Here is a 23881-nt window from a genome sequence, read left to right as displayed (position 1 = left end):
CGGCTAGTCCGTGGGTTTGAGGCCGAGGTTGCCGGCGTGCTCGAGCCGTTGGTCGACGATCGCTTTGATCGCGTCCTGGGTGGTCGAATTTCCGGTGATGGCGCGCAGGAAATCCTGCCGGCGCAGCCGCCACAGCGTGCCCGCCTGCAGGCATCGCACCGTGGCGGTGCGCGGCACGTCGAACAGCAGGGCGATCTCGCCGAAGTGGTCACCATCGCGCAGCGTTCGCACCGGCTGATCGTCGACAACGGCTTCGAAGACGCCGGAACCGATCAGGAACATGTCGTCGGCGGACTCACCCTGCCGGACAACGACATCGCCGTCGGCGGTATGGGTGGCGATCAACGACGACGCAAGCTGGTCGGCGGCCGCGACCGACAACGGCCGAAAAGCCGCCACGCTCCTGATGGCGTCCAATTCCTCGCGCTGCGCCGGCGCGCGCCGTTCCACCCGCAGCACGCGCAACAGGCCGTAGGTCGCACCCAGCAGCGCCAAACCCGCTGCGACACGCAGCGTTGCGCGCACTCCGATCGCGGCGTTCACCTCTGCCGCGCACAACCCGGCCACGCCGACGACCGAGACGGCGATCACCGCGTTGATTCCGGCGAGCAGGTCCAGCGACCGGCCGGTCGCGCTGCGCTGTAGCAGGGTGCGCCCGCACACGATCTGGTAGGCGATCCCGATGCCGAAGGCGCTCAGCAGGGGGATCGCCAGAGCCTCCGCCGAAGTCACCGCGAGGGCCAACAAGACCGCCACGCACGCCAGAAACCCGAAGACCATCGGCAGCGACATCGAATGACGGCCGAGCGAGAGACTTGCGATACCACCGACCAGTCCGCCGATACCGACCGCCCCGATCAGCACCGGGGTCCCCGACGCGCCGATATGCAACAGGTCACTCGCGATGCTGGCGACGACGCTTTGCGCGGTACCGGTCAGCGATGCGGTGACGGCCATGACGGCGACCACGACCCTGGCGTTCGTTGAACTGCGCAGCACGGCGACGCCACCGGCGAGTTCGTGGACGATTCGGGAACCCTCGTTGCGCACCCGGGTGTCGACTCCGCGAATAGTGAAAAGCGGCCACGCTCCCAGCGCGCAGAAAACCACGATGGTCACCAGCGCGGCGGCAGGACCGGAGGATCCCAAGGCGATCGCGGCCACACCCGCGCCCACCAGCACCCCGGAGGTCTCGAGCAGCGCGGAAACGGCATTTGCGGCGACCAGCTGGGCCGGTGAGTCGGCCAACCACGGCAGCAGGGCGTCGTACAGCGCCTTCGGGGCCGACTGGGTGAACCCCTCCAGCGCGATCACCAGAAACAGCAGTGCGCTCACGGTGTGATATCCCAACAGCGGAATCACAAGCGCCACTGCGACTCCGCGGGCGACGATCGAGCCGGCCAGGACGCGCTCGCGCCGGAACCGGCCCGCCAGGGCGGCATACACCGGAGCGCTGATCGCCCCGGTGATCTGGCGAACGATCAAAAACCAGCCGGGCCCCACCGGGCCCAGCAGGTCGAAGGTGACCACCAACATCGTCGATACCCAGGCCACATGGGCGACGACGCCGGCGGCGATCGATGATTCCGCTCTGGCGATATTGGCATTGGAAAGGGCATTGCGAAACGCAGCCCACCGACTTGCTTGTGCCGGAGCCTCGGCCATTCGGTCAGCATATCTTTCGGCCGACCCGTCCGCTCGAGATTCGCGGCGCGGTGTTAATTAGTTGCGACGCAATGGATTACAACCAAAGCGCTAAGCGCAGGTGAAGAGCGGGTCGCACACGAGGGTGGCCGTGCACCCCGATACTGCCGGGGCCGTGAACGCGAGGACCAGGGCGAGGACGACCTTGTACTTCAGACCAGACATGACCACTCCGAACCTATGCAATGGGCTGATAGTACGCCACAAAAGGCCGGGAAAGGCGGGCGCTGGCAAATGCCGGCCCCGGCCGATGTAGGGATTTGCCGCCGGCAGCCAACAAGACTGGCCCGCATCGCAAGGTCATTGCGCCACAATGCAATAGGTCGTGAGCCGGCATCGGAATGGGCGCCCGACGAGTGGCGGTTTCGCTGCCGCCGAGCTTGCGATCGGCCTGAAGAAGCAAAAAGGTCAGAGGGCGGAAATGCCCTCTGACCCTGTGGGGTGAGTGACGGGACTCGAACCCGCGACATTCAGGATCACAACCTGACGCTCTACCAGCTGAACTACACCCACCACGACCGCTTGCGAGAAGCGGCGACTGTCGATACTAGCGGTTCGGTGGCTCGACGGCCGAATCAATTGTCGGTTCCGCGCCGTCGGTGCCCTGCAGCTCGGCGGCCACCGCGGCGATTTCGCTGGTAGAAGGCCCGGGAAGGGGTACGAAGGCGGTGCGGCGGTAGAACTGCAGCTCGCGGATCGACTCGCGGATGTCGGCCAGCGCCCGGTGGGCCAGCCCCTTGGCCGGCTGGCCGTAGTACACGCGGGGGTACCAGCGGCGGCACAGTTCCTTGATCGAGCTGACGTCGATCATCCGGTAATGCAGAAACGAGTCCAGGGCCGGCATATCGCGAGCGATGAAGGAACGATCGGTGGCGATCGAATTGCCCGCCAGCGGCGCCGTCTTGGCCGTCTTGACGTGCTTGCCGACGTATTCGAGCACCATCGCCTCGGCCGTGGCCAGGTCGACGGTCGAGGCCCGCACCTCGTTGATCAGCCCCGATCGGGTGTGCATGTCGGTGACCACGTCGATCATCGACGAGAGGGCGGCGTCATCGGCGTGGATCACCACGTCGATCCCGTCACCGAGAATGTTGAGATCGGCGTCGGTGACCAGGGCCGCGATTTCTATCAACTTGTCCGCGCCCACGTCCAGCCCGGTCATCTCGCAGTCGATCCACACCAATTCGTCGCGCACAGCGCCCAGCGTATTCCCACGTGAGCCCTGCCCCCGTTGCCCCCTGGCAAGTAGTGTTGGGCGTTGCATTTTTCTCCCGAGAGGGGCGCGGCGCGATGACCACAGAATCGGCGGCCGGCCGGATCGCCGGCGGCTACGCCGTCGAAGGCCAGGCATTGGAGTTGGGCACCGTCGTCATCGACGGCACCGCGGACCCGAGCGCGCAGATCCGCATCCCGTTGGCCACCGTCAACCGCCATGGTCTGGTGGCGGGGGCGACCGGGACCGGTAAGACCAAGACGCTGCAGCTGATCGCCGAACAGCTCAGCGCGGCCGGGGTTCCGGTGTTGATGGCCGACGTGAAGGGCGACCTGTCGGGACTGTCGCGGCCGGGGGAGGCCAACGACAAGACCGCGGCGCGCGCCAAAGACACCGGCGACAATTGGGTGGCGACCGGCTTCCCGGTGGAGTTCTTGTCGTTGGGCACCGAGGGGCTCGGCGTGCCGATCCGCGCGACCGTCGCCAGTTTCGGCCCGGTGTTGTTGTCAAAAGTGTTGGGGCTCAACGCTACTCAGGAGTCGACCCTCGGCCTGATTTTCCACTGGGCAAAAGAGAACAACCGCCCGCTGATCACCCTGGATCAACTTCGCAACGCGATCAGTCACCTGACCAGCGACGAGGGCAAGGCCGACCTGAAATCTCTGGGCGGGGTGTCGTCCACGACGGCCGGCGTCATTCTGCGCTCCCTGGTCAACCTCGAAGGCGAGGGTGGCGACACCTTCTTCGGCGAGCCGAAGCTCGATCCGCACGACCTGCTGCGCGTCGACAACCAGAACCACGGCACCATCTCGCTGCTCGAGTTCAGCGGTCAGTCATTGCGCCCGGTGATCTTCTCCACCTTCTTGATGTGGTTACTCGCCGACCTGTTCAAGGAACTGCCCGAGGTCGGTGACATTGACAAGCCCAAGCTGGTGTTCTTTTTCGACGAGGCGCATCTGTTGTTCACCGACGCGTCGAAAGCGTTTCTCGACCAGGTCGAGCAGACCGTCAAGCTGATCCGCTCCAAGGGCGTCGGGGTCTTCTTCTGCACCCAGTTGCCCACCGATCTACCCAACGACGTGCTGTCCCAGCTGGGCGCGCGAATTCAGCACGCCCTGCGTGCGTTCACCCCCGATGACCAGAAGGCACTGTCCAAGACCGTTCGCACCTATCCCAAAACCGATGTCTACGACCTGGAGTCGGCGTTGACGTCGCTGGGTATCGGTGAAGCCGTCGTCACGGTGCTGTCCGAGAAGGGCGCTCCGACGCCGGTCGCCTGGACGCGCATGCGGGTTCCGCGGTCGCTGATGGGCGCCATCGACGCCGATGAGATCGCCAAGGCCGCGAAAGACAGCCCGCTGCAAGCAAAGTACGGCCAGACGGTTCAGCAGCCGCCGGAACCACAAGTGCGCCAATCGGTTCCGTCGTCGTCAACGGAGGCTTCTCCTCCGCAAGTCCCGCCGGTGTCGTATCCGGACCCCTACGACATCCCGCCGATGCCCGCGCCGGCGGAGCCTAAGGGGCCGGCCCGGTGGGAGGAAGTGCTGCAGAATCCGACCGTGAAAAGCGGCATCAACACCGCGATACGCGAAGTAGTGAAGAACCTCTTCGGCACCGGCCGGCGCCGCAGATAGCCGTCAGCGCACGCGAGCGTAAGCAGGCTGCGAAATTACGCCCGGATTGTCGCAGTGGGCTTACGCTCGTGGATTCGAGTTACCCGCCCCGCCCGCTCAGACTCCCGCCGGTCTGGCCGCGAGCCTAACGCCACTGCGAATTAGTCAGCGGATTTTCGCAGCCAGGTTAGGCTCGCGAACGGTTAGGCTCAGCTGCCGCCGAGCTTCTTGTAGAACGCGCCGGCGATCGGAGCGACGATCGCGCGGGGGGCATATCCGCTGCCGACCGACATCGCCTTGGAGGTCAGGCCCGGAACGACGCGCATCTTGTTGCGCTCCAACGCATCCAGCGAGAGCTGGGCGGTGTGCTCGGTCGAGATCCACAGGAAGTCGGGCACCAGCCGTTCGACCAGTGACCGCTCGGCATCCTGAGGCAGATCGGTGCGCACCGGGCCCGGCGCCAGCAGCGTGACGTGCACACCCGAGCGGCGCAGTTCGCCGCGCAACGACTCGCTGAAGGTGTTGACGAAGGCCTTCGAGGCGGCATAGGTCGCGTTGTAAGGAATCGGCGAATTGCCCGCCGCTGAACCGGAAATCAAGATGCCGCCCGCGCCGCGCTCGACCATCCCCGGCAGTACCGCCAACGTGAGGTCATGCACCGCTACGGCATTCAGTTGCACCTGAGCCTTTTCACCTGCCGGGTCGAGGCCGGAGAGCGGACCGAAGGTTCCGGTGCCCGCGTTGGCACACAGGATGGAGATGTTGCGCGTCGCCAGTTCGTCGCACAGTTTGGCGCGCTCCGCCGGGTCGGCGAGGTCGGCGGGCCGCACTTCCACGGTGACGCCGTACTTCTCGGCTAGCCGAGCGGCAAGGTCGTTGAGTTTGTCCTCGCGTCGCGCGGTGACGATCAGGTGGTGCCCGCGCGCGGCCAATTCCGTGGCCAGCGCTTCGCCGATGTTTTGCGAAGCTCCGGTGACGACGGCGCGCGCATCGGGGCTGGGAGCGGGTACTGGCATGGGCCAATCGTAGACAGCGGCCACATCCGTGCGACAGCGGCTGCAACCGGGCCGCAACCGTGCGCGGCGGCTTCTCGGCTTAACAAATAGAGTGCCGGGCATGGGGCAGCCGGAACCGGGGGTGGGCGAGGTCGCGCGATCTCGGGTGGTGGCGTGGGCGCTGTGGGACTGCGGGTCAACGGGTCTGAACGCGATCGTGGCGACATTCGTCTTCTCCGTCTACCTGACCAGCAGCGTGGGCGAGGGGCTGCCCGGCAGGACCACACCGGAGAGCTGGCTGGGCCGCGCGGGGGCACTCGCAGGGGTGACGGTCGCGCTGCTGGCGCCACTGGTCGGTGTGTGGGTGGAGTCGCCGCATCGCCGGCGCGTGGCACTGAGCGTGTTGACCGGCCTGGCGGTGACGCTGACCTGCTCGATGTTCCTGATCCACGACCGGCCCGCCTATCTGTGGGCCGGGCTGGTGCTGCTGGGCGCGACGGCGGCCTGCGGTGACCTGGCCAGCGTCCCGTACAACGCGATGTTGCGGCAGCTCTCGACCCCGCGGACGGCGGGCCGCATCTCCGGTCTGGGCTGGGCGTCGGGCTACCTCGGCAGCGTGCTGCTGCTATTGCTGATCTACACCGGCTTCATCGCCGGCTCCGGCTCCGGGCCCAATGCCGTGCGGGGGCTGCTCCGGGTGCCCGTGGCCGACGGGCTCTACGTCCGGGAGGCCATGCTGGCCGCCGCGGCCTGGCTGGCGCTGCTGGGGCTGCCGTTGCTCCTGGTCGCGCACCGGCTGCCCGACAGCGGGGAGGTGTACCAGCCGACGACCATGCTGGGCGGCTACCGCAAGCTGTGGACCGAGATCTCCGCGGAATGGCGCCGGGACCGCAATCTGGTCTACTTTCTGGGCGCCAGCGCGCTCTTCCGTGACGGGCTTGCGGCGATTTTTGCCTTCGGTGCCGTGCTGGGGGTCAACGTGTACGGCATCTCGCAGGCCAACGTGCTGATCTTCGGGGTGGCGGCCAGCGTCGTCGCCGCCGTCGGCGCCGTCGCGGGGGGATTTGTCGATCACCGGATCGGGTCCAAGCCGGTCATCGTCGCGTCGCTGGTCGCGATCGTCGCCTCGGCGCTCACCATGATGGTGCTCTCCGGTCCGGTGGCCTTCTGGGTGTGCGGCCTGACGCTGTGCCTGTTCATCGGGCCGTCGCAGTCCTCAGCGCGTGCGCTGTTGCTGCAGATGGCGCACAACGGCAGGGAAGGCGTCGCGTTCGGCCTGTACACGATGACGGGCCGGGCCGTCGCGTTCGTGGCGCCCTGGCTGTTCTCGGTGTTTGTCGACGTCTTCGGCGCGGTGCGCGCCGGGCTGGGCGGGATATCGCTGGTGCTGATCGCCGGACTGATCGCGATGATCGCGGTCCGGGTTCCGCCGCGCCACACCGCGGTGGCCGAACCGGTCGAACAGACCTAGCGTCCGGCGGCGTCGCAGACGGTGATGCCGGCCCCGAGGCGCTGGCGCACCTGAACGCCGTCCACGGTTACCGAGCAGGTGACGTTATGGCCGATGTTGATGATCGTGACGCTGGCCGGATGCGCGGCCGACTGCGACAGACTGACCTGCTTGGTCCACGGCAGCGAGACGTTGAACTCGGTCTGGATGACGTCGCCGGTGTCCCAGTAGGTGATGCTGATGGCCCGGCCCTCGCCGCTGACGGTGTAGACCACGTTTTGCATCGCACCCGGAGTGGGCGCCGGTCCGGCCGAGCCGCTGGGCGGCGGCACCGGCAGCAGCGTCTGCAGCGGCGGCGAAGCCCGGGTCGACGTGCGAGGCGTCGGGCTTTGCGCACTCGACGTGGGCATGGCGGGCAACGGTGGCACGGCGGTCTGGGTCTTCAGCGCGCCATTGGTCAGGACCAGCGCGATCAACAGCGCGACCACCAACAACACCGCGGCGCCGGCGCCGATCAACAACCAGCGCGGAGATCGCGGGCCTTCCGGCGGCGGGGGCGGGTCGCCCCCGGGAGGCATCCCGCCCGGCGGCTGGTCCTGGTCCTGCTGCCAGTACGCCGGCAGGCGTCGGGTCGTGTTGGTCTCGTTCACGCTCGGCGCCCACTGCGGCGCATACCCGCCGTAGGCAGGCGCGTACGGCGCTTGGTCGGCGTAGGCCGGGTCAGCGAGCGGCGCGTTTCGCGGGCCAATCGGCCCGGTCGGTTCGGATCCCGCCTGAGGGGGACCAAACCGGTCGGGTCGACGTGGATCGTTCATGTCCACCTCACAGATTGCAGGGTACCTAAGCCGAGCGGCTGGGCGTGGAATCTCTCGATGACGCCAATCAGCCGACGTGGCCCCCGGCCGCCAGCGCGGCGATCGTCATGGCCCGCATGACGGCGCGCGACCGCGTTCCGCGGGCCGGCTTCTCCGCCGTTTTGATGCTGTGCGGCGTCGAGTTCAGCAAGCCGAACACCGCGTGCGCCGCCAGCCGCGCATCGGCTTCGGCCAGCGCGGGGTCCAGCTCGCGCAGCACGCCGACCCATACCTCTACATACTGCCGCTGCGCCTTGCGCACCTGGCGCTGCGCGGCCGCGGGCAGGTGTGCCAGGTCGCGATCCTGGATGCGGATCAGGTCGGGCTCGCCGAATGCGAAGTCGAGGTGAAAATCGATCAGCCCTTCCAGCGCGCGGGCCGCGTCGGTGCTGCGGGCGGTCACTTCGCGTGCCCCGGCGAGCAGTCGGGCGCTGATGCCGACCAGCAACTCGACCAGCATCGACTCCTTGTTGGGGAAGTGGCGGTAAATCGCCGGGCCGCTGACCCCGGTGGCGGCGCCGATGTCTTCCAGACGCACCGCGAGAAATCCGCGCTCGGCAAAGAGTCGCTCGGCAGCGGCCAGGAGTTGCAGCCGCCGGTCGGATTTCAACTGGCTGCGTCGATTTGGCGCTTCGCATTGACCGGGCGGGGTGTCCGGGGTGGACGCTGTCATGACGGACCTCCCGCGTACATCCGGAAGTTTCGGTTAATCGTCGCTAACGTAGCACGAGTTATTGGTGATTAACTCAGTGTTCGCAGGTACCCCGACACCTCGGTGACGTCAGCCACCGGCAGCCTCTGGTCGATCAGGCCGAGCTGGCGCAGCACCGCGGCCCGGTCCCAGTAGAGCCGTTCGCTTTCCATCGGATCTGCGCGCGATTTATGTTGCAGCGTCAAGGTGGCTGTCCCTGGACGGGGTAGCACACCCGGTGGTATTCTCGGCGCCGAGTTAATGATCATTAACTGAAAGTCGCGTGACGGCGAGGAGGCCTGTCGTGACTGTGTCGGTTACGACCGCACCTTCGTTCGCCGACGAGCACCGTCGGCTGGTCGATGAGTTGAACACCAAACTGGCGGCCGCGGCGTTGGGCGGCAATGAGCGTGCGCGGGAACGTCACGTCAGTCGTGGCAAGTTGCTGCCGCGCGAACGAGTGGACCGGCTACTCGATCCCGGTAGCCCCTTTCTCGAGCTGACCCCGTTGGCCGCCAACGGGATGTACGACGACGAATCCCCCGGGGCCGGGATCATCACCGGCATCGGGCGGGTGTCGGAGCGCGAGTGTGTCATCGTCGCCAACGACGCGACCGTCAAGGGCGGCACCTACTACCCGATCACCGTCAAGAAGCACCTGCGCGCTCAGGAAGTCGCGTTGCAGAATCGACTGCCGTGCATCTACCTGGTCGACTCCGGCGGCGCCTTTTTGCCCCGTCAAGACGAGGTGTTCCCCGACCGCGAGCATTTCGGGCGCATCTTCTACAACCAGGCGACGATGAGCGCGAAGGAAATTCCGCAGGTCGCCGCGGTGCTCGGTTCGTGCACGGCGGGCGGCGCCTATGTGCCGGCGATGAGCGACGAGGCGGTCATCGTCCGCGAGCAGGGCACCATCTTCCTCGGCGGCCCGCCATTGGTGAAAGCCGCTACCGGAGAAATCGTTTCGGCCGAAGACCTCGGCGGCGGCGACCTGCATTCGCGGGTCTCCGGAGTCACCGACCATCTCGCCGACGACGACGAGCATGCGCTGCGCATCGTGCGTGCGATCGCGGCCACATTCGGCCCACGCCAGCCCAGCCCGTGGGAGGTGTTGCCCACGGTCGAGCCCCAAGGCGCGCAGACCGAGCTCTACGACGTCGTCCCGCCGGATCCGCGGGTGCCTTACGACGTGCACGAGGTGATCCTGCGGCTGGTCGACGGCAGCGAATTCAGCGAATTCAAGGCGAAATACGGCAAGACGCTGGTGACCGGATTCGCGCGAATCCACGGCCACCCGGTCGGGATCATCGCCAACAATGGGGTGTTGTTCAGCGAATCCGCGCTCAAGGGAGCGCATTTCATCGAGCTGTGCGACAAGCGCAAGATTCCGTTGCTGTTCCTGCAGAACATCGCCGGCTTCATGGTGGGCCGCGACTACGAGGCCGGCGGCATCGCAAAGCACGGCGCCAAGATGGTCACCGCGGTGGCGTGTGCCCGGGTGCCCAAGCTGACCGTCGTGATCGGCGGATCCTATGGCGCGGGCAACTATTCGATGTGCGGGCGGGCGTATTCGCCCCGTTTTCTCTGGATGTGGCCCAACGCCCGGATCTCGGTGATGGGTGGCGAGCAGGCGGCCTCCGTGCTGGCCACGGTGCGCGGCGAACAGCTCAGCGCGTCAGGTAAGCCGTGGACGCCAGACGACGAAGAAACGTTCAAGGCGCCGATCCGCGCCCAGTACGAGGATCAGGGCAACCCGTACTACTCGACGGCCCGGTTGTGGGACGATGGCATCATCGACCCGGCACATACGAGAATGTATGTCGGGCTTGCCCTTTCGGTGTGCGCGCAGGCGCCACTGGAACCGGTCTCCTACGGCGTCTTCCGGATGTGAGTGCAGTGTTCGACACCGTCTTAGTGGCCAACCGCGGCGAGATCGCGGTGCGGGTGATCCGGACCTTGCGTCGGCTCGGCATCCGGTCGGTGGCCGTCTACAGCGATCCCGATGCGCAGGCGCGGCACGTGCAAGAAGCCGATGCGGCGGTGCGGCTGGGGCCGGCGCCGGCGCGCGAAAGCTACCTCGACATCGGCAAGGTGCTCGATGCCGCGGCCCGCACCGGCGCTCGGGCGATCCACCCGGGTTATGGATTCCTTTCCGAGAACGCTCATTTCGCTGCCGCGTGCGAGCGCGCCGAGGTGGTGTTCCTGGGGCCGCCGGCCCGTGCGATCGAGGTGATGGGCGACAAGATCACCGCCAAGAACGCGGTCGCCGCTTTCGACGTTCCGGTGGTGCCCGGGGTGGCGAAATCGGGACTGACCGACGACGAGCTGGTCGCCGCGGCTGCCGAGATCGGCTATCCGGTGTTGATCAAGCCGTCGGCCGGTGGCGGAGGTAAGGGCATGCGGCTGGTGGAAGACCCGGCCCGGCTGCCCGAGGCGCTGGTCGGCGCGCGCCGGGAGGCCGCGTCGTCGTTCGGCGACGACACGCTCTTCCTGGAGCGATTCGTGTTGCGGCCCAGGCATATCGAGGTGCAGGTTCTCGCCGACGGCCATGGCAACGTGGTGCATCTCGGCGAACGGGAATGCAGCCTGCAGCGGCGTCATCAGAAGGTCATCGAAGAGGCGCCCTCGCCGTTGCTGGATTCGCAGACCCGCGCGCGGATCGGGACCGCGGCCTGCAACACCGCCCGCAGCGTCGACTACATCGGAGCCGGCACGGTTGAGTTCATCGTCTCTGCCGAGCAACCCGACGAGTTCTTCTTCATGGAGATGAACACCCGGCTGCAGGTCGAACACCCGGTCACCGAGGCGATCACCGGGCTCGATCTGGTCGAGTGGCAGCTGCGGGTGGGCGCCGGCGAAAAGCTCACCTTCGGCCAGGAGGACATCGAGCTGAACGGACACGCGATCGAGGCGCGGGTGTACGCCGAGGATCCCGGCCGCGGCTTCCTGCCCACCGGCGGGCGGGTGCTCGACGTCTTCGAGCCGTCGGGACCCGCTGTGCGAGTGGATTCTTCGCTGCTACCCGGCACGGTGGTCGGCAGCGACTACGACCCGATGCTGAGCAAAGTGATCGCCCACGGCAACGATCGCGCCAAGGCGCTGGCCGAACTCGACCGGGCGCTGGCGCGGACGACGATTCTGGGCGTGCAGACCAATATCGAATTCCTGCGCTTCCTGCTGGCCGACGACCGAGTGCAAGCCGGCGACCTGGACACCGCACTGCTCGAGGAACGGCTGCCGGACTTCGCGCCGCTGCCGGCGCCCGACGACGTGCTCGCGGCCGGTGGTCTCTACCGCCAGTGGGTACTGGCCCAACGCGCGCGGGACAATGTGTGGGCGCAGCCCTCGGGTTGGCGTGTCGGCGCCGAGGCCGCCCCCGTGCGCACCGCGATGCACACGGCGCTGCGTACCGAGACGGTCTCGGTGTCCGGTCTGCCGAGTGCCGCCACGGTACAGGTCGGTGACGGCGAAACCCATTCGGCCAGTGTGGAAGTCGAGCGCCGCAGCATGAGTGCGACGCTGGACGGGCTGCGCCGCGAGTACCGGTGGGCCGAGGCCGACCGGCATCTGTGGATCGCCGACGAGCGCGGCACCTGGCATCTGCGCGAGGCGCAGGAAACCAAGATTCACCGCGCGTCCGACACCCGGCAGGCGGAGGTGCTCAGCCCCATGCCCGGCAGTGTGATCGCCGTGCAGGTCGACTCCGGCGCCGCGGTGTCCGAAGGCGACGTGGTGGTGGTCGTCGAGGCGATGAAGATGGAACACTCGTTGGCCGCACCGGTTTCGGGACGCGTCGAGCTGCTGGTGTCGGTCGGCGATCAGGTGACGGTTGACCAGGTGCTGGCCCGCCTGGTCCCAGACTCCGAAGAGAAAAAGGATTGAAAGATCATGACGACAACGATTACCGCGGGGACCTTACCCAAGGAATACGAAGACCTTCGCGCCACCGTCGCCGACTTCGGGCGGACCGTGGTTGCTCCCGTGTCGGCCAAACACGATGAGGAGCACAGCTTTCCGTACGAGGTCGTCGCCAAGATGGGGGAGATGGGCCTGTTCGGGCTGCCGTTTCCCGAAGAGTACGGCGGGATGGGCGGCGACTACTTCGCGCTCTCGCTCGCACTCGAGGAACTCGGCAAGGTCGACCAATCGGTGGCGATCACGCTGGAGGCCGGGGTGGGCCTTGGGGCCATGCCCATCTTTCGATTCGGCACTGACGACCAGAAGCAAAAGTGGCTACCCGACCTGGTGGCCGGCCGCGCGCTGGCCGGTTTCGGGCTGACCGAGCCCGGCGCGGGTTCGGACGCGGGGGGTACTCGCACCACAGCCAAACTCGACGACGGCGAGTGGGTGATCAACGGCTCCAAGCAGTTCATCACGAATTCGGGTACCGACATCACCTCGCTGGTCACCGTCACCGCAGTCACCGGCACGCTTGCCGACGACAAGAAGGAGATCTCGACGATCATCGTGCCCAACGGCACACCGGGATTCACCGTCGAACCGTTCTACAGCAAGGTCGGCTGGAACGCCTCAGACACCCATCCGCTGACTTTCGAAGACGCCCGCGTTCCGGAAGAGAATCTGCTGGGCGCCCGCGGCCGGGGGTACGCCGGCTTCCTGTCGATCCTCGACGAAGGCCGAATCGCGATCGCCGCACTGGCCACCGGTGCGGCGCAGGGCTGTGTCGACGAGAGCGTCAAGTACTCCAAGGAGCGACAGTCGTTCGGCCAGCCGATCGGCTCCTATCAGGCGATCAGCTTCAAAATCGCCCGGATGGAGGCGCGTGCCCACGTCGCCCGCACGGCCTATTACGATGCGGCTGCAAAGATGTTGGCGGGCAAGCCATTCAAAAAGGAGGCGGCGATCGCCAAGATGATCGCCTCGGAGGCCGCAATGGACAACGCGCGCGACGCAACCCAGATTCACGGCGGATACGGCTTCATGAACGAATATCCCGTGGCGCGTCACTACCGCGACAGCAAGATCCTCGAGATCGGTGAGGGCACCACCGAGGTGCAACTCATGCTCATCGCGCGATCGCTGGGGCTGTCGTGAGCTTGCCGGACCGAGTGGGCAAGTCGGTTGTCCAGCGCGGCTTGTGGTTTGAGGAATTCGAGATCGGCACCACCTACCTGCACCGCCCCGGACGTACCGTCACCGAGGCGGACAATGTGCTGTTCACCACGCTGACCATGAACACCCAGCCGCTGCACCTCGACGCGGCATGGGCCGCCGAGCAACCCGGCTTTCGCGGTGAGCGGCTGGTGAACTCGATGTTCACCCTGTCGACACTGGTGGGCCTGTCGGTCACTCAGCTGACGCTGGGCACCATCGTGGCCAACCTCGGCTTCTCGGAGGTGTCGTTCCCTAAACCGCTCTTCCACGGCGACACCTTGTACGCCGAAACCGTGTGCACCGACAAGCGTGAATCGAAGAGCCGCCCGGGCGAGGGCATCGTGAGCCTCGAACACACCGGACGTAATCAAGACGGCGACGTGGTCGCTCGCGCTGTCCGCAAGACCCTGGTGCAAAAGCGACCAGCCGACGAGGAGCCTCGATGAATTTACACGCAGCCGGCCCCGGGTGGCTGTTCTGCCCGGCCGACCGTCCGGAGCGTTTCGCCAAGGCTGCCGCGGCGGCCGACGTGGTGATCCTCGACCTCGAGGACGGCGTGGCGCAGGCCGACAAGCCGGCCGCCCGCAAGGCGTTGCAGGACACCCCGCTGGACCCCGAGCGCACCGTGGTGCGGATCAACGCCGCCGACACCGACGAACACTCTCGCGATCTCGAGGCCCTGAAGCCGACGCCGTATACGACGGTGATGCTGTCCAAGACCGAATCGGCGGAACAGGTGACCGCGCTGGCGCCACTCGAGGTGATCGCGCTGCTGGAAACCCCACGTGGTGCGGTGTTCGCCAGAGAGATCGCCGCGGCGCCGGGCACGGTGGCGCTGATGTGGGGTGCCGAGGATCTGGTCGCTGCGCTGGGCGGCAGCTCCAGTCGCACGGCCGACGGCACCTACCGCGATGTCGCCCGTCACGTGCGGTCGACGGCGTTGCTGACGGCGTCGGCGTTCGGGCTGGCCGTGCTCGACGCGGTGCACCTGGACATCGGCGACCTCGACGGCTTACGCGCCGAGGCACAAGACGCGGTGGCGCTGGGCTTCGCCGGAACCGTGTGCATTCACCCGACGCAGATTCCGGTGGTGCGCAAGGCCTTTCGGCCCACTGAAGAGAAGCTGGACTGGGCGCGCCGGGTCTTGGCGGCGGCGCGCGGCGAGCGCGGGGTGTTCGCTTTCGAAGGGCAGATGGTCGATTCGCCGGTGCTCAAGCACGCGGCGGCCCTGGTCCGGCGAGCCGGAGATTCCGCCTAGCCGGCACTCACGGGTGCGGCGGTACCGGGCACCAGAACAGGCCGCAATTGAAATTCGGCTGCTTGGACGGCGGTGGCGGCGGGTACGTCGGCGGATGCTCGGTGTCCCAGCACTGGTTCCAATACTTGTTCTCGCCCCACGCCGGATTCCACGGTTGGTTGGGGCACCAATACACCTGCGGCGCGGGACTCGGCTGTGCCTGAGCAGTTCCCGCGGCCAAGCCGAATCCGGCCGCCGCGACACCGCTGCTCAGCAATGCCGCCGCGACGATCCGGTTCCGAGTGGCGATCATGGGGATAGTTCACAACACGCGGTGCGCTACCGATCCCAAACTCAACGGCCGTTGCTACATCGTCACCGGATCACCGGCATCTCACTCCCCGTCGACGCGGGCTACATGGTCAAATAGGGCGCTGACGGAATGCGGGGGCCTCAACATGTGTCGCCCGTGTAACGGCGTTGTTTCCGCTGTTGTCAAGATCTTTGGCCGTAGGGAACTCGCTAATGCGGCACCTTCGGTGTCTTAACGAGATTGCAAAAGAGCAGAAACATTCGCGAACGCCGAGCCGGCAAATCTGTCGTAATCTTTGATCCAGCACATGTCAGTTGCTTGCTGCATTAAGTTTAGGTCCACGGAAGGAACGAATGATGACCATCGCGCGGGGCTTCGCCGCAATCGCTATTTGCGCCGGTTTCGCTGTCGGTTCAGCCGGCACAGCGTGGGCTGACACACCGACCATGAGTGGCAGCTACACCGAGACCGTGACGACGCCAGGCGGCCACAGCATAGACAACAGCTGGACGATCAACTCTTGCGGAAATGGATGCCTCTGGATCAAGGCCGGGCTCGGGGCCAGCCAGGCAACGTTGGTCGATGGTCAATGGGTCATGGACACGATGAGCAACGTCAATTGCGTGGGCGGTGGTTACACCCTCTACGGCACGACCACTCACACAGTGTGGGATCCCAACACGCTGACCGGCACGGCCGCACACACCTACGTGACGGGAGCCTGCGGCAACCCGCCCGGGTACACGCAGGTCGACCAGATCGCGATCAAGTCGGCTTCCTGACATTTCGACGCTCAGATCCCCTGAAACCCTTGGGTTTCAGGGGATCTGAGCTATCACCGCACGATGCACCCGGGGGACGCCCGCGATCAGGGGGTTGCCTGCCGCGCGGATAGCTGCTGTCTAAGGCAAGCTAACTAATTGCGCCGTTCAAACCGACGGCTCCCGCGCAACGACACCGTGGAGTGTTATGGGCAACCAGTACTTTCCGTTGGTCATCGCGGTGGTCATGCTCGCCCTCGGGCTGACCCTGACCGTGGACGACTTCAAGCGGGCCGCCACGATGCGGCGACCGCTGGCGGTGGCGCTGATCTGCCAGTCCCTGCTGCTGCCGAGTCTGTGCCTGCTGATCGCCGAAGCCTTCCATCTGGAGCCACATCTGGCGGTCGGCCTGATGCTGATGGCCGCCACGCCCGGCGGGACGATGGCGAATATCGTCAGTCACCTGTTCAACGGGGACCTGGCGCTCAACCTGACCCTGGCCGCGATCAACGCCGCGCTGTCGATCGTGGCCCTTCCGGCCATCCTGGCCGCATCGATGACCTGGTTTCTCGGCGAGGGACGCTTCATCCCGCTACAGCTGGACAAGTTCGTCACGGTGTTCGCGCTGGTGCTCATCCCCACCGCGATCGGTATTGCGATACGCCACCGCTTCCCCGAGCTGGCGCGTCGATTGAAAACGCCTGTCAAGGTCGTCGCGGTACTGCTGCTGATCGTCGCGATCGGCGGGGCGATCGCCCAAGGCGAGACGACGCTGTTGCACAACTTCGGTGTGGTGAGCGCGGCGGTCGTGTCCTTCTGCGCGGTCAGCCTCACCGTCGGCTATCTGGTGCCGCGGTTGATGCGCCTGGGTCCGCCGCAGGCCATTGCGATCAGCCTGGAGATCGGTCTGCACAACACCGTGGTGGCCCTCGGCGTGGCGCTCAGCCCGCAACTGCTCAACAGCGTCGAAATGGCAACGCCGGTGGCGATTTACGGCGCTCTCTCGCCGCTGATGGCCCTGACGTTCATCGGGGCGGTACGCCTGCTGGACCCCGCGTTTCGCGTGAAGGCGCAGCCCGAGACCCTCGCGAGCGAACCCGCGGCTTAAGACTTACCTACGCTGGGCAGCGGCGAGCCGGTCGGCGAACTCCGGCGACTGGATCGACGACACCTGCGGCCCCAGTTCGGTGCGCATCGCGAATTCGTGGTCGTCGTTGTCCAGCGATCCCGGACTAGCAGTGGCACGCATGCTGGCCTTGGTCGCCAGCACCACCTGGCGCGGAGCGGACGCGGGCCCGGCGGCAAGCTTCAATGCCGCAGCGACGGGATCGTCGGCGACGCTGAGCGCCAACCCGCGCCGCACGGCGGATTCGGCGTCGAAGCGCATGCCGAACAGCAGGGCCGCGCGGGCGACTTGCGGGCCCACCGCCCGCTGCAGCATCCAGGTCGCACCGCCGCCGGGGTGCAACCCCAGCTTCTGGAATCGGGGATCGAACAGGGCGCCGGGCCCGGCGATGCGCACGTCGGCGGCCAGGGCCAGGTTCAGGCCCGCACCGACCGCGGGGCCGTTCACCGCGGCGATGGTCGGCAGCGTGCAACTGCTCAGGGCCATGAAGCCGTCATACAGCTGCTGCAGTCCCGATTCCGCGGCTCCGGCGCCCGCGGCGCCCAGGGCACCCAGGTCCGCGCCGGCGCAAAACGCCTTGCCCGCCCCGGTGACCACGATCGCGTGCACCTCCGGATCGGCTTCGGCCCGCTCGACCGCGGCGCGCAGCTGGGCTGAGCTCTCGCCGGTCAGCGCGTTGCGCCGGTCGGGGTCGTTGACGGTGATCAGTGCGACGCGATTGGCCACGCTGAACAGGACGGAATCGGACTGGGCCATCGGGGCACCTCCGGTCGGCGACGTCATCGGCGAGCTAAAGGGTACTTGGGGCCGCCGCTTCAAGAATTCGTAGAGGATCCCGCAAGCCTGGCTGCCGATCCTGGAAACACCAGTGAGCGGCACCACGACGAGGGGGTATCCATGAGCACTACGACGATCATCAGCACCAAATCCCAGGCGATCCGCTGGGCGGTCTTCGCGGCGATAGTGCTGGGTTTACTCGCGCTCGGTCTCGGTGTCGCACACGCCAACCCGCCGCTGCACGATCAGCAGTGTTCCCTGCGGTACGCGACGATGCGCGACGCGGACGGACACATGATGCAGTGCGAGCGGATGGCGAACGGGAATCACGGACTGGTGTGGCAGTACACCCCGGGGTCGTGATCGTCGCTAATCTGGCCGGGTGAGCGGCAACCAGGTGCCCGGTGGGGTGGTGCACAAGCTGCCCGCGGATCTGCGCGAGGCATTGACCGCGAACTCGACCGCACTAGCGGCGTGGCGCGACATCACGCCCCTGGCGCGCAACGAGTTCATCTGCTGGGTCGAGGACGCCAAGCAACAGGCGACCCGGGAGCGCCGCATTCGCCGTACCCAGGAGGAGCTGGAAGAAGGCCAGCGCCGACCCTGCTGCTGGCCGGGCTGCAAGCACCGCGAACGCACCGGCCGACCATAATCTTGAAACTGGCTGTCCGCCAACGGCTTTGCCTATTGCGGTCAGAAGTTGGCGAAACAGCTGTCCTGGCTGCCGCCACCGGCCGGAATAGTGGCGTTGTTCGTCGAGAAACTCGCCTCGACACCGCTATCGGTCACCTTGACGTTGTCGGCGTGTATGCCCAACGGGTAGTTGTTGGCTTTCGAAGTGAGCTCGTCCAGGCTCTTCTGCACGCTATCGGTCGACATCGTGGAGCCCAGTGCGGTCAGGCTGACCACCTGTAGCGATAACCCGTTGTTCACGATCTGCGGTTTGACCGTGGCACTGTCCAGCAGGCCTTTCAGCGAGACGGTGCCATCACCGGGGTTGGTGGTCACCTCGCCCGTGACAAGGCTGCCAATCGTCGGGATGGCGTCCTGGATCGACTGCTTGATGCCATCTGTGGACCAGGTGATGGTGCCCTTCAAGGACTCGATCGTGCCCGCGGAGTTGTTCGCCTGGTTCAGCCGGATATTGCGGATGTCGATGCTCACCTTCATGCCCTTGACGCTGCGGACCTGGTTACCCGCGGTCTGGACGGCGATGTCGGGGTAGTGCTTGGTGAGGTATTGCCAGAGCACCGGCGGCGCGGTGGCGAAGGAGACAGCTGCGCTGTCTTGGACCTCGCATTGCACCGCGTTTGCCACCCTGCTGCTGGCCTCGTGCCGGGCATACAACTCGCCGCCGATCAGGGCGGCGGCCACGACGGCGGCCACCACGCCGAGGATCGCGGCAAGAGACCACTTCCGCCTGCGCGGCAACCCCCGCCTCTTGGCCGGCGGTGCGTCTTCTGGCGGCGTGAATGTGGGCAGTCTGGTGGTGGCAGCTTCCTGCTGGGGTGGCGGAGCGGGCTGAGGGCGGCCGCCCCTGCGGCGGCGGGCCCGGTGGCCGCGGTGGCCCACCCCGTGGGGGCTGACCCTGAGTTGGTGGCAGCGGCCGCGCGGCGTGCACGGTGGGTGGATCTTGCGGAACGTCGCGCAGGGGGATGCGGCGAGTTTCTGATTCCGACGGCGGGCCGGGAACCTGAGGCCGCTGGGGCGCCGGTCGATTGGCGGGTCCGCCCGGTATGGGCGGACGAGCCCGTTCCGGCGGTTCGCCGCCCGAGGGTCCTCGCGGAGTCGTCACCAGCGCGATTGTGCCTCATCGGCGACGCGAAGGGAAAGGCGCGGTGTCAGAGCTGGTGTGCCACGAAAGTCGCGGCCTGACTGGGCATTCCGGACTGCGCGTACGACAGGTGCGCTGGCGAGAACAGTTCGTCGTGTGTCGGTAGCGCCAGCGCCCCGCCCGGCGTGCACACCGGGTCGCCGGCAGCGCACAGGTCAACGGCCTTCGCGCCGTACCAGGGGCTGACCTCGCTGACCGGCGCTCCGAGGTACCGGTCCGAGGGATTGCCGAACAAGGCGAGCGCCGCAACGTGGTCGGCCTGGTCGGCCGTCAGGATGTCGGGGATCAAGCCGGCAATCGGTGCGCGGGCGATGGTGGCCTCGTCGATCGCCATGGCACCCAGGGAATATCCGCCGAGCACGAGCTTGGTGCCGGGACAGGTCGCGACCATCGACTGAACGTGAGCGTGTACATCGCTGCCGCCGGCGGATGCCGACGGAGCGAAATCCTCGCCGGCGAGGTAGTTGACGGCATACACCCGGAGGGACCGGCCGCCGACCTGCGGGCGCAGTGCATCGATGAACTGCTGGCCGACCACGCCGACACCGGGTGCCTCGTTGGTGGCGCGTGCGAAGGTCACTTCGATGTCGGGGCAGGTGACGGCGGATGCGGGGGCGATCACCTGGGGTGCGTTCAGCGCGGCCCAGGTCGTCACCATTGCGGCACCCAGCGCGTAAGCGAACCGGCGTGCGTTCACGTTCCCATGCTGACACATCGCGGACGCGCTTCGGGGCGCGGTAATCGAGCGGCTGGTCGACTCCCTGCGGGCGTCTTAGGTCAACGCGATCGGGTCGAGACCGAAATCGGTTCGTACGGCCTCGACAAAGTCACTGACGGCCGCGCTCGAGGCCTGGTTCCAGTTATTCGACGGTGCGCCGACCTCGGAGATAAGGGCCGCAAAAAGCGTGAGGATCGCGGCGTATTGGGCTTTTTGCAGAATGTCGTTGGGCATTATCAACTTCATTTCCGCCATAACGCTGTTCAAGTCAACCATTGAAGGCGTCGCGACGAGTGCCGCGCGGAACGTGGGGGCCGCAATTTGCTCAGCGATGGAGGGAGTCGGTTCCGTTGCGTGCGAGAGCAGCTCGAGGGCGGGAGACGCTGTGGCCGTGGCCGCGCCGCCGGTTCCCTGCTCGACGAGGTGCTTGACCTCTTGATTGGACGACACCAGCTCATCGAATTCCGCAGATAATCCCTTGAACTTCGACGAACTAACCTCGCCCTGCACGATGTCCAAAGTTTTCACGAAGCGAACCGACACATCGCGCATCAAAGAGTCGTGCTGCCGCTTGGTCTCCAGGGTTTCGCCTCGGTGAAACGCGGCTTTGGATGACATGAACGTCGTAAAGCCGCCAACGCCGGCGCCAAGCAACGTCGCAAGCGAAGTGAGTACAGCTTGATCCATGTGCATATGCGAATCCTATCCCTTGAGAATTTTAGCTCGACGCCATTGGGTCCAAACCGAAATCGCTTCGTACCGCGTCGATAAAGTCCGCGACGGCTGCACTCGAGACCTGGCTCCAGTTGCTGGTCGGTGTATCGGCTTCGGAAACATGGGCCGCAAAAAGCGTTGCGATCGCGGCGTATTGAGCTTTTAGCAAAACATCGCGAGGCATTATGAACTTCATTTCGGTCATCAGGCTGTTCAGATCAGCCATTTGAGGTGCCGCGCCCAGCGCCGCGCTGAAGGTGGCGGTTGCGATTTGGTCAAGTGTGGTAGTCGATTCCGCTGCGCCCGCGAGGAGTTTGAGCGCCTGATCGGCGGTTGGCGCGGCCGCGCCGGCTTGTACCTGCCCGAAGAGGTTTCTGACAGCGTCATTTGACGACACTAATTCGTCAAGGCCGGCGGATAAATTCAACGTCGACAACGAACTAATCCCGGCCTGTACCATATCCAAGCTTTTCGCGAATCGAAGCGACGCATCGCGCACCAAAGCTTCATGCTGAATTTTGGTTACGACAGTTTCGCCGCGATAAAATGTGGGTTTGGTGTTGACGAATGCGGTGAGGCCGCCGCCGCCCCCGGCGCCCAATAGCGTCGCACCCGAAGTCAGCGCAACCCGATCGGTGTGCACGAACGGCTGCCAGCCCACCTGGTCCCCGAGGGCCAGGTCCGGCGCAGCCCCCGCAGGCTGGTGCACGTCCGTCACGAATTGCATCGGATCCCCCAGGGGGGCCGCCGGCATCGCCGGCACCACGCCGCCGCCCGCACCCCCGGGAACTACGAGCGGCCCAGTTATCCCCGGTACGGCCTGTGGCGGCGCCAACGCCGGTGCCGCCTGCAGCACCGCCTGTGGCTGAGCGGCCGGCACTGACTGCGGCTGGACCCCCGGGACCTGCTCCGCGGGCGCCGCCGTCGTCCCGGACGTCGTCCCCGACGTCGTCCCCGATGACGACGTTGTCCCAGCCGTCGATGAGGACGTCGTCGCCGACGTCGATGTCGCCGGGGCCGTTGATGTTGTGGTCGCCGCCGGGGCCGCCGCGGCCGGCGTCGCGGTGGTTGCCGGTGTCACCGGCGCGACCGGGGTGATGGTGCCAGAGGTGACGGTAACTGTGGCGCCCTGAAGGCCACCGGTCAGCGAACCGCTGGGGCCGAGGGTGACAGTGGAACCGGGGCCGACGGTGACGGAGCCGGAGGAGACGGTGATGTTGGTGCCGATGAAGCGGGGGAAGGACGCAGATTCGAAGGGCCCGAGGATGATCGGCTTGAACTCGGGGTAGGTGAGAACGGCGCCGTCGGCGCCGGCGGTGACCGAACCTTGGGTGGCGGTGAAGGGCGAGCCCGGGCCGATCGTGACGGTGCCCTCGTTGACGACGACCGTCGCGCCCTCGGAGCCGGCGGTATTGGCGGCGCCGGGCCCGATGGTGGTCGGGCTGGTCTCGTGGGTGCCGTCGCCGCAGTGATTCCACCAGTTCCCGCCCCGGCCGCCGCGTTGGGCCTGCGCGCGAGCCTGGTCGAGCTGACGGTCGGACTTAGTGGTCTGTGGCGGCTCGTCGAACGGTTGCAGCGTGCCGGCGGATTCGGCGGCTGCGGCGTAGCCGTACATCGCGGCGGCGTCCTGAGCCCACATCGCCATGTACTGGGCTTCGCAGGCCGCGATCGCCGGGGTGTTCTGCCCGAAAAAGTTGGTCGCGATCAACGCCATCAGCAGCGTACGGTTGGCCGCGATCACCGGCGGGGGCACCGTCATCGCGTACGCGGCTTCGTAGGAAGCCACCGCCGCATACGCCCGCGCCGAGGTTTGCGCGGCCTGGGCGGCAGTGGCGTGTAGCCACGCCAGGTAAGGGGCGGCTGCCGCGGCCATCCGCATCGACGACGGGCCAAACCAGGTCAGGGTCAGACCCGAGACCGCCGAAGACCAGCCGCCGGCAGTCGACTCCAATTGCCCGGCCACCACGTCCCAGCTCGCGGCGGCAGCGAGCAGCGGCCCCGAACCGGGGCCCGTGTACATCAGGCCGGAGTTTATCTCCGGCGGCAAAAGAGCAAAATCCGGCATGTCATTCGCTTTGAGGGGTTAAGCGCGCTGATTTGTCAGCAGGAGCGTACTCGGGAATCTTGCAATTTATAGCGGCTCAGAGAAACCGCGAGTAACAGAATTGTTAACGCTTAAGGTCGGTCGCGAACCGTGCCGCCGGCGCGTGAAAACGACGCGGTTGCTGGCTCTTTCGTGGCCATGTGCCTTTGCCGTCCTCCTGGCTTCAGGCCCGCCGCGCCCGCGAGTGCAGGCCAAGCATCGCCCACCTGCACATTGCGGTCCAGCACTCAGATTTTTTGCCCGAATACCCGGTTCTCAACGACCGCTGCGCGCGTCCGAGCATTGGCTGGCAGCAAACCATCGACGGTCAGGCGACCAGGCTATCCGCGACCCTCCGAAACATCTTGGCGATGGCCGGTCCGTCCGGCAGCGGCGCTTGCTTCTCCAGGTGGGTCGCGGCACCCCTCAGCTGGTCGGCGGTGTCGAACACCTCGAGAAGTCTGCTGCGTACGGCACCTCGGTGCGGCGGGAGGCTCAGGGCCTGCGCTATTTCCTGAGGGGATCCGATCAGGTGAATCCGTTTGGAACCGATTTCATGCAGCACGTAGATGTCGCCGAGGAGTTGGAACTCGTAGGCGAAAGCGTCAAAAGTCACTGACCAAGTCCTTGTCGACTTCGTGACCGCGTGAACCGGCAGACGCTGGTGGTGCGGTCGCGGAATA

23 protein-coding genes, 1 tRNA gene and 1 pseudogene are annotated in these 23881 nt (G+C 66.4%); 11 read left to right on the top strand and 14 right to left on the bottom strand.

All coding sequences use genetic code 11. The annotated features are described in order from the left end of the window. Window positions 1-3: 3 nt before the first annotated feature. The 3 genes from MAAFP003_RS19185 to orn form a co-directional block, all read right to left on the bottom strand. Window positions 4-1665 (bottom strand): cyclic nucleotide-binding domain-containing protein, encoded by a 1662-nt coding sequence (locus tag MAAFP003_RS19185; protein ID WP_096289414.1) that lies wholly within the window; start codon window positions 1663-1665, stop codon window positions 4-6. A 476-nt stretch (window positions 1666-2141) separates the two neighbouring features. Continuing rightward, window positions 2142-2217: transfer RNA gene (locus MAAFP003_RS19180), tRNA-His, on the bottom strand. Between the two features lie 34 nt (window positions 2218-2251). Beyond that, window positions 2252-2899: an oligoribonuclease gene (gene orn / locus MAAFP003_RS19175; protein ID WP_096289413.1), complete on the bottom strand. Its 648-nt coding sequence runs from the start codon at window positions 2897-2899 to the stop codon at window positions 2252-2254. A gap of 95 nt (window positions 2900-2994) precedes the next feature. On the opposite strand from orn, the gene MAAFP003_RS19170 reads away from it, so the two are divergent. Continuing rightward, window positions 2995-4551 (top strand): helicase HerA-like domain-containing protein, encoded by a 1557-nt coding sequence (locus MAAFP003_RS19170; RefSeq protein ID WP_096289412.1) that lies wholly within the window; start codon window positions 2995-2997, stop codon window positions 4549-4551. Between the two features lie 188 nt (window positions 4552-4739). Here the strand turns inward: MAAFP003_RS19170 and cmrA are convergent, their stop codons facing one another. Continuing rightward, on the bottom strand, window positions 4740-5546 hold the full coding sequence (gene cmrA / locus MAAFP003_RS19165; RefSeq protein WP_096289411.1) for a mycolate reductase: 807 nt from the start codon (window positions 5544-5546) through the stop codon (window positions 4740-4742). A gap of 100 nt (window positions 5547-5646) precedes the next feature. On the opposite strand from cmrA, the gene MAAFP003_RS19160 reads away from it, so the two are divergent. Then, window positions 5647-6996, top strand: coding sequence for an MFS transporter (locus tag MAAFP003_RS19160; protein WP_096289410.1), 1350 nt, complete (start codon window positions 5647-5649; stop codon window positions 6994-6996). On the opposite strand, the gene MAAFP003_RS19155 is transcribed toward MAAFP003_RS19160, so the two are convergent. The 3 genes from MAAFP003_RS19155 to MAAFP003_RS29235 form a co-directional block, all read right to left on the bottom strand. Next, window positions 6993-7790, bottom strand: a complete 798-nt coding sequence (locus MAAFP003_RS19155) for an MmpS family transport accessory protein (protein WP_096289409.1) — start codon at window positions 7788-7790, stop codon at window positions 6993-6995. The genes MAAFP003_RS19160 and MAAFP003_RS19155 overlap by 4 nt on opposite strands. Before the next feature lie 67 nt (window positions 7791-7857). Next, window positions 7858-8502 (bottom strand): SACE_7040 family transcriptional regulator, encoded by a 645-nt coding sequence (locus tag MAAFP003_RS19150; RefSeq protein WP_096289408.1) that lies wholly within the window; start codon window positions 8500-8502, stop codon window positions 7858-7860. A 68-nt stretch (window positions 8503-8570) separates the two neighbouring features. Beyond that, window positions 8571-8726: a hypothetical protein gene (locus MAAFP003_RS29235; protein ID WP_165796438.1), complete on the bottom strand. Its 156-nt coding sequence runs from the start codon at window positions 8724-8726 to the stop codon at window positions 8571-8573. 98 nt (window positions 8727-8824) lie between these two features. Between MAAFP003_RS29235 and MAAFP003_RS19145 the strand changes: the two genes are divergently transcribed. From MAAFP003_RS19145 to MAAFP003_RS19125, 5 genes are read left to right on the top strand one after another with little or no spacing between them, the layout of a single operon-like run. Next, the gene (locus MAAFP003_RS19145) at window positions 8825-10411 is read left to right on the top strand and encodes a carboxyl transferase domain-containing protein (RefSeq protein WP_423790913.1); all 1587 of its coding nucleotides are present in this window, start codon (window positions 8825-8827) and stop codon (window positions 10409-10411) included. Between the two features lie 5 nt (window positions 10412-10416). Then, entirely contained in the window at window positions 10417-12402 is a 1986-nt protein-coding gene (locus tag MAAFP003_RS19140) for an acetyl/propionyl/methylcrotonyl-CoA carboxylase subunit alpha (protein ID WP_096289406.1), read from the top strand. A gap of 6 nt (window positions 12403-12408) precedes the next feature. Beyond that, entirely contained in the window at window positions 12409-13575 is a 1167-nt protein-coding gene (locus tag MAAFP003_RS19135) for an acyl-CoA dehydrogenase family protein (protein WP_096289405.1), read from the top strand. Further along, window positions 13572-14081 carry a MaoC family dehydratase gene (locus MAAFP003_RS19130; protein WP_423790912.1) on the top strand — a complete coding sequence of 170 codons (510 nt, stop codon included), beginning with the start codon at window positions 13572-13574 and terminating at the stop codon, window positions 14079-14081. The genes MAAFP003_RS19135 and MAAFP003_RS19130 overlap by 4 nt, the downstream gene beginning before the upstream one ends. Further along, window positions 14078-14893, top strand: a complete 816-nt coding sequence (locus MAAFP003_RS19125) for an HpcH/HpaI aldolase/citrate lyase family protein (protein ID WP_096289404.1) — start codon at window positions 14078-14080, stop codon at window positions 14891-14893. Before MAAFP003_RS19130 ends, MAAFP003_RS19125 begins: the two co-directional genes overlap by 4 nt. Window positions 14894-14900: 7 nt before the next feature. Here the strand turns inward: MAAFP003_RS19125 and MAAFP003_RS19120 are convergent, their stop codons facing one another. After that, complete coding sequence (locus MAAFP003_RS19120) at window positions 14901-15185, bottom strand: Mtp family mycobacterial-type pilin (protein WP_096289403.1); 285 nt, start codon at window positions 15183-15185, stop codon at window positions 14901-14903. A gap of 446 nt (window positions 15186-15631) precedes the next feature. Between MAAFP003_RS19120 and MAAFP003_RS19115 the strand changes: the two genes are divergently transcribed. Next, on the top strand, window positions 15632-15967 hold the full coding sequence (locus tag MAAFP003_RS19115; RefSeq protein ID WP_133160874.1) for a hypothetical protein: 336 nt from the start codon (window positions 15632-15634) through the stop codon (window positions 15965-15967). Window positions 15968-16154: 187 nt separating this feature from the next. Next, window positions 16155-17054, top strand: coding sequence for a bile acid:sodium symporter family protein (locus MAAFP003_RS19110; RefSeq protein ID WP_096289399.1), 900 nt, complete (start codon window positions 16155-16157; stop codon window positions 17052-17054). 3 nt (window positions 17055-17057) lie between these two features. On the opposite strand, the gene MAAFP003_RS19105 is transcribed toward MAAFP003_RS19110, so the two are convergent. After that, a complete protein-coding gene (locus tag MAAFP003_RS19105) occupies window positions 17058-17828 on the bottom strand; it encodes an enoyl-CoA hydratase (RefSeq protein ID WP_096289397.1) in 771 nt (256 codons plus the stop codon). Between the two features lie 141 nt (window positions 17829-17969). Here MAAFP003_RS19105 and MAAFP003_RS19100 point away from each other — a divergent pair, with 141 nt between their 5' ends. Together MAAFP003_RS19100 and MAAFP003_RS19095 are read left to right on the top strand one after the other, a co-directional pair. Continuing rightward, window positions 17970-18212, top strand: a complete 243-nt coding sequence (locus tag MAAFP003_RS19100; protein WP_096289395.1) for a hypothetical protein — start codon at window positions 17970-17972, stop codon at window positions 18210-18212. A gap of 19 nt (window positions 18213-18231) precedes the next feature. After that, window positions 18232-18501, top strand: a complete 270-nt coding sequence (locus MAAFP003_RS19095) for a YdeI/OmpD-associated family protein (RefSeq protein WP_096289393.1) — start codon at window positions 18232-18234, stop codon at window positions 18499-18501. A 41-nt stretch (window positions 18502-18542) separates the two neighbouring features. Here MAAFP003_RS19095 and MAAFP003_RS19090 read toward each other — a convergent pair whose 3' ends face one another. The 5 genes and pseudogenes from MAAFP003_RS19090 to MAAFP003_RS19070 all read right to left on the bottom strand — a co-directional run bounded on the left by MAAFP003_RS19090 (window position 18543) and on the right by MAAFP003_RS19070 (window position 23814). Then, complete coding sequence (locus MAAFP003_RS19090) at window positions 18543-19280, bottom strand: LmeA family phospholipid-binding protein (protein ID WP_096289391.1); 738 nt, start codon at window positions 19278-19280, stop codon at window positions 18543-18545. 410 nt (window positions 19281-19690) lie between these two features. Then, complete coding sequence (locus MAAFP003_RS19085) at window positions 19691-20398, bottom strand: cutinase family protein (RefSeq protein WP_096289389.1); 708 nt, start codon at window positions 20396-20398, stop codon at window positions 19691-19693. Window positions 20399-20455: 57 nt separating this feature from the next. Beyond that, window positions 20456-21088, bottom strand: coding sequence for a hypothetical protein (locus MAAFP003_RS19080; RefSeq protein ID WP_133160873.1), 633 nt, complete (start codon window positions 21086-21088; stop codon window positions 20456-20458). A gap of 1519 nt (window positions 21089-22607) precedes the next feature. Then, a pseudogene (locus tag MAAFP003_RS29700) lies at window positions 22608-23180 on the bottom strand (PPE family protein); the annotation flags it as partial. A 346-nt stretch (window positions 23181-23526) separates the two neighbouring features. Beyond that, window positions 23527-23814: a hypothetical protein gene (locus MAAFP003_RS19070; RefSeq protein ID WP_096289383.1), complete on the bottom strand. Its 288-nt coding sequence runs from the start codon at window positions 23812-23814 to the stop codon at window positions 23527-23529. Window positions 23815-23881: the final 67 nt, after the last annotated feature.

It is taken from the genome of Mycobacterium ahvazicum (genome assembly GCF_900176255.2).
In the GTDB taxonomy this organism is placed as follows: domain Bacteria; phylum Actinomycetota; class Actinomycetes; order Mycobacteriales; family Mycobacteriaceae; genus Mycobacterium; species Mycobacterium ahvazicum.
The sequence above is the reverse complement of the archived record's forward strand: the minus strand, read 5'-3'. Positions and strand labels throughout refer to the sequence as shown.

Bases quoted from the DNA above. Each gene is read 5' to 3' on its own strand.
- MAAFP003_RS19185 (WP_096289414.1), bottom strand. From the start codon at position 1,665: ATGGCCGAGGCTCCGGCACAAGCAAGTCGGTGGGCTGCGTTTCGCAAT.
- MAAFP003_RS19170 (WP_096289412.1), top strand. From the start codon at position 2,995: ATGACCACAGAATCGGCGGCCGGCCGGATCGCCGGCGGCTACGCCGTC.
- cmrA (WP_096289411.1), bottom strand. From the start codon at position 5,546: ATGCCAGTACCCGCTCCCAGCCCCGATGCGCGCGCCGTCGTCACCGGA.
- MAAFP003_RS19160 (WP_096289410.1), top strand. From the start codon at position 5,647: ATGGGGCAGCCGGAACCGGGGGTGGGCGAGGTCGCGCGATCTCGGGTG.
- MAAFP003_RS19155 (WP_096289409.1), bottom strand. From the start codon at position 7,790: ATGAACGATCCACGTCGACCCGACCGGTTTGGTCCCCCTCAGGCGGGA.
- MAAFP003_RS19150 (WP_096289408.1), bottom strand. From the start codon at position 8,502: ATGACAGCGTCCACCCCGGACACCCCGCCCGGTCAATGCGAAGCGCCA.
- MAAFP003_RS19135 (WP_096289405.1), top strand. From the start codon at position 12,409: ATGACGACAACGATTACCGCGGGGACCTTACCCAAGGAATACGAAGAC.
- MAAFP003_RS19125 (WP_096289404.1), top strand. From the start codon at position 14,078: ATGAATTTACACGCAGCCGGCCCCGGGTGGCTGTTCTGCCCGGCCGAC.
- MAAFP003_RS19120 (WP_096289403.1), bottom strand. From the start codon at position 15,185: ATGATCGCCACTCGGAACCGGATCGTCGCGGCGGCATTGCTGAGCAGC.
- MAAFP003_RS19115 (WP_133160874.1), top strand. From the start codon at position 15,632: ATGAGTGGCAGCTACACCGAGACCGTGACGACGCCAGGCGGCCACAGC.
- MAAFP003_RS19110 (WP_096289399.1), top strand. From the start codon at position 16,155: ATGGGCAACCAGTACTTTCCGTTGGTCATCGCGGTGGTCATGCTCGCC.
- MAAFP003_RS19105 (WP_096289397.1), bottom strand. From the start codon at position 17,828: ATGGCCCAGTCCGATTCCGTCCTGTTCAGCGTGGCCAATCGCGTCGCA.
- MAAFP003_RS19100 (WP_096289395.1), top strand. From the start codon at position 17,970: ATGAGCACTACGACGATCATCAGCACCAAATCCCAGGCGATCCGCTGG.
- MAAFP003_RS19085 (WP_096289389.1), bottom strand. From the start codon at position 20,398: ATGTGTCAGCATGGGAACGTGAACGCACGCCGGTTCGCTTACGCGCTG.
- MAAFP003_RS19080 (WP_133160873.1), bottom strand. From the start codon at position 21,088: ATGGATCAAGCTGTACTCACTTCGCTTGCGACGTTGCTTGGCGCCGGC.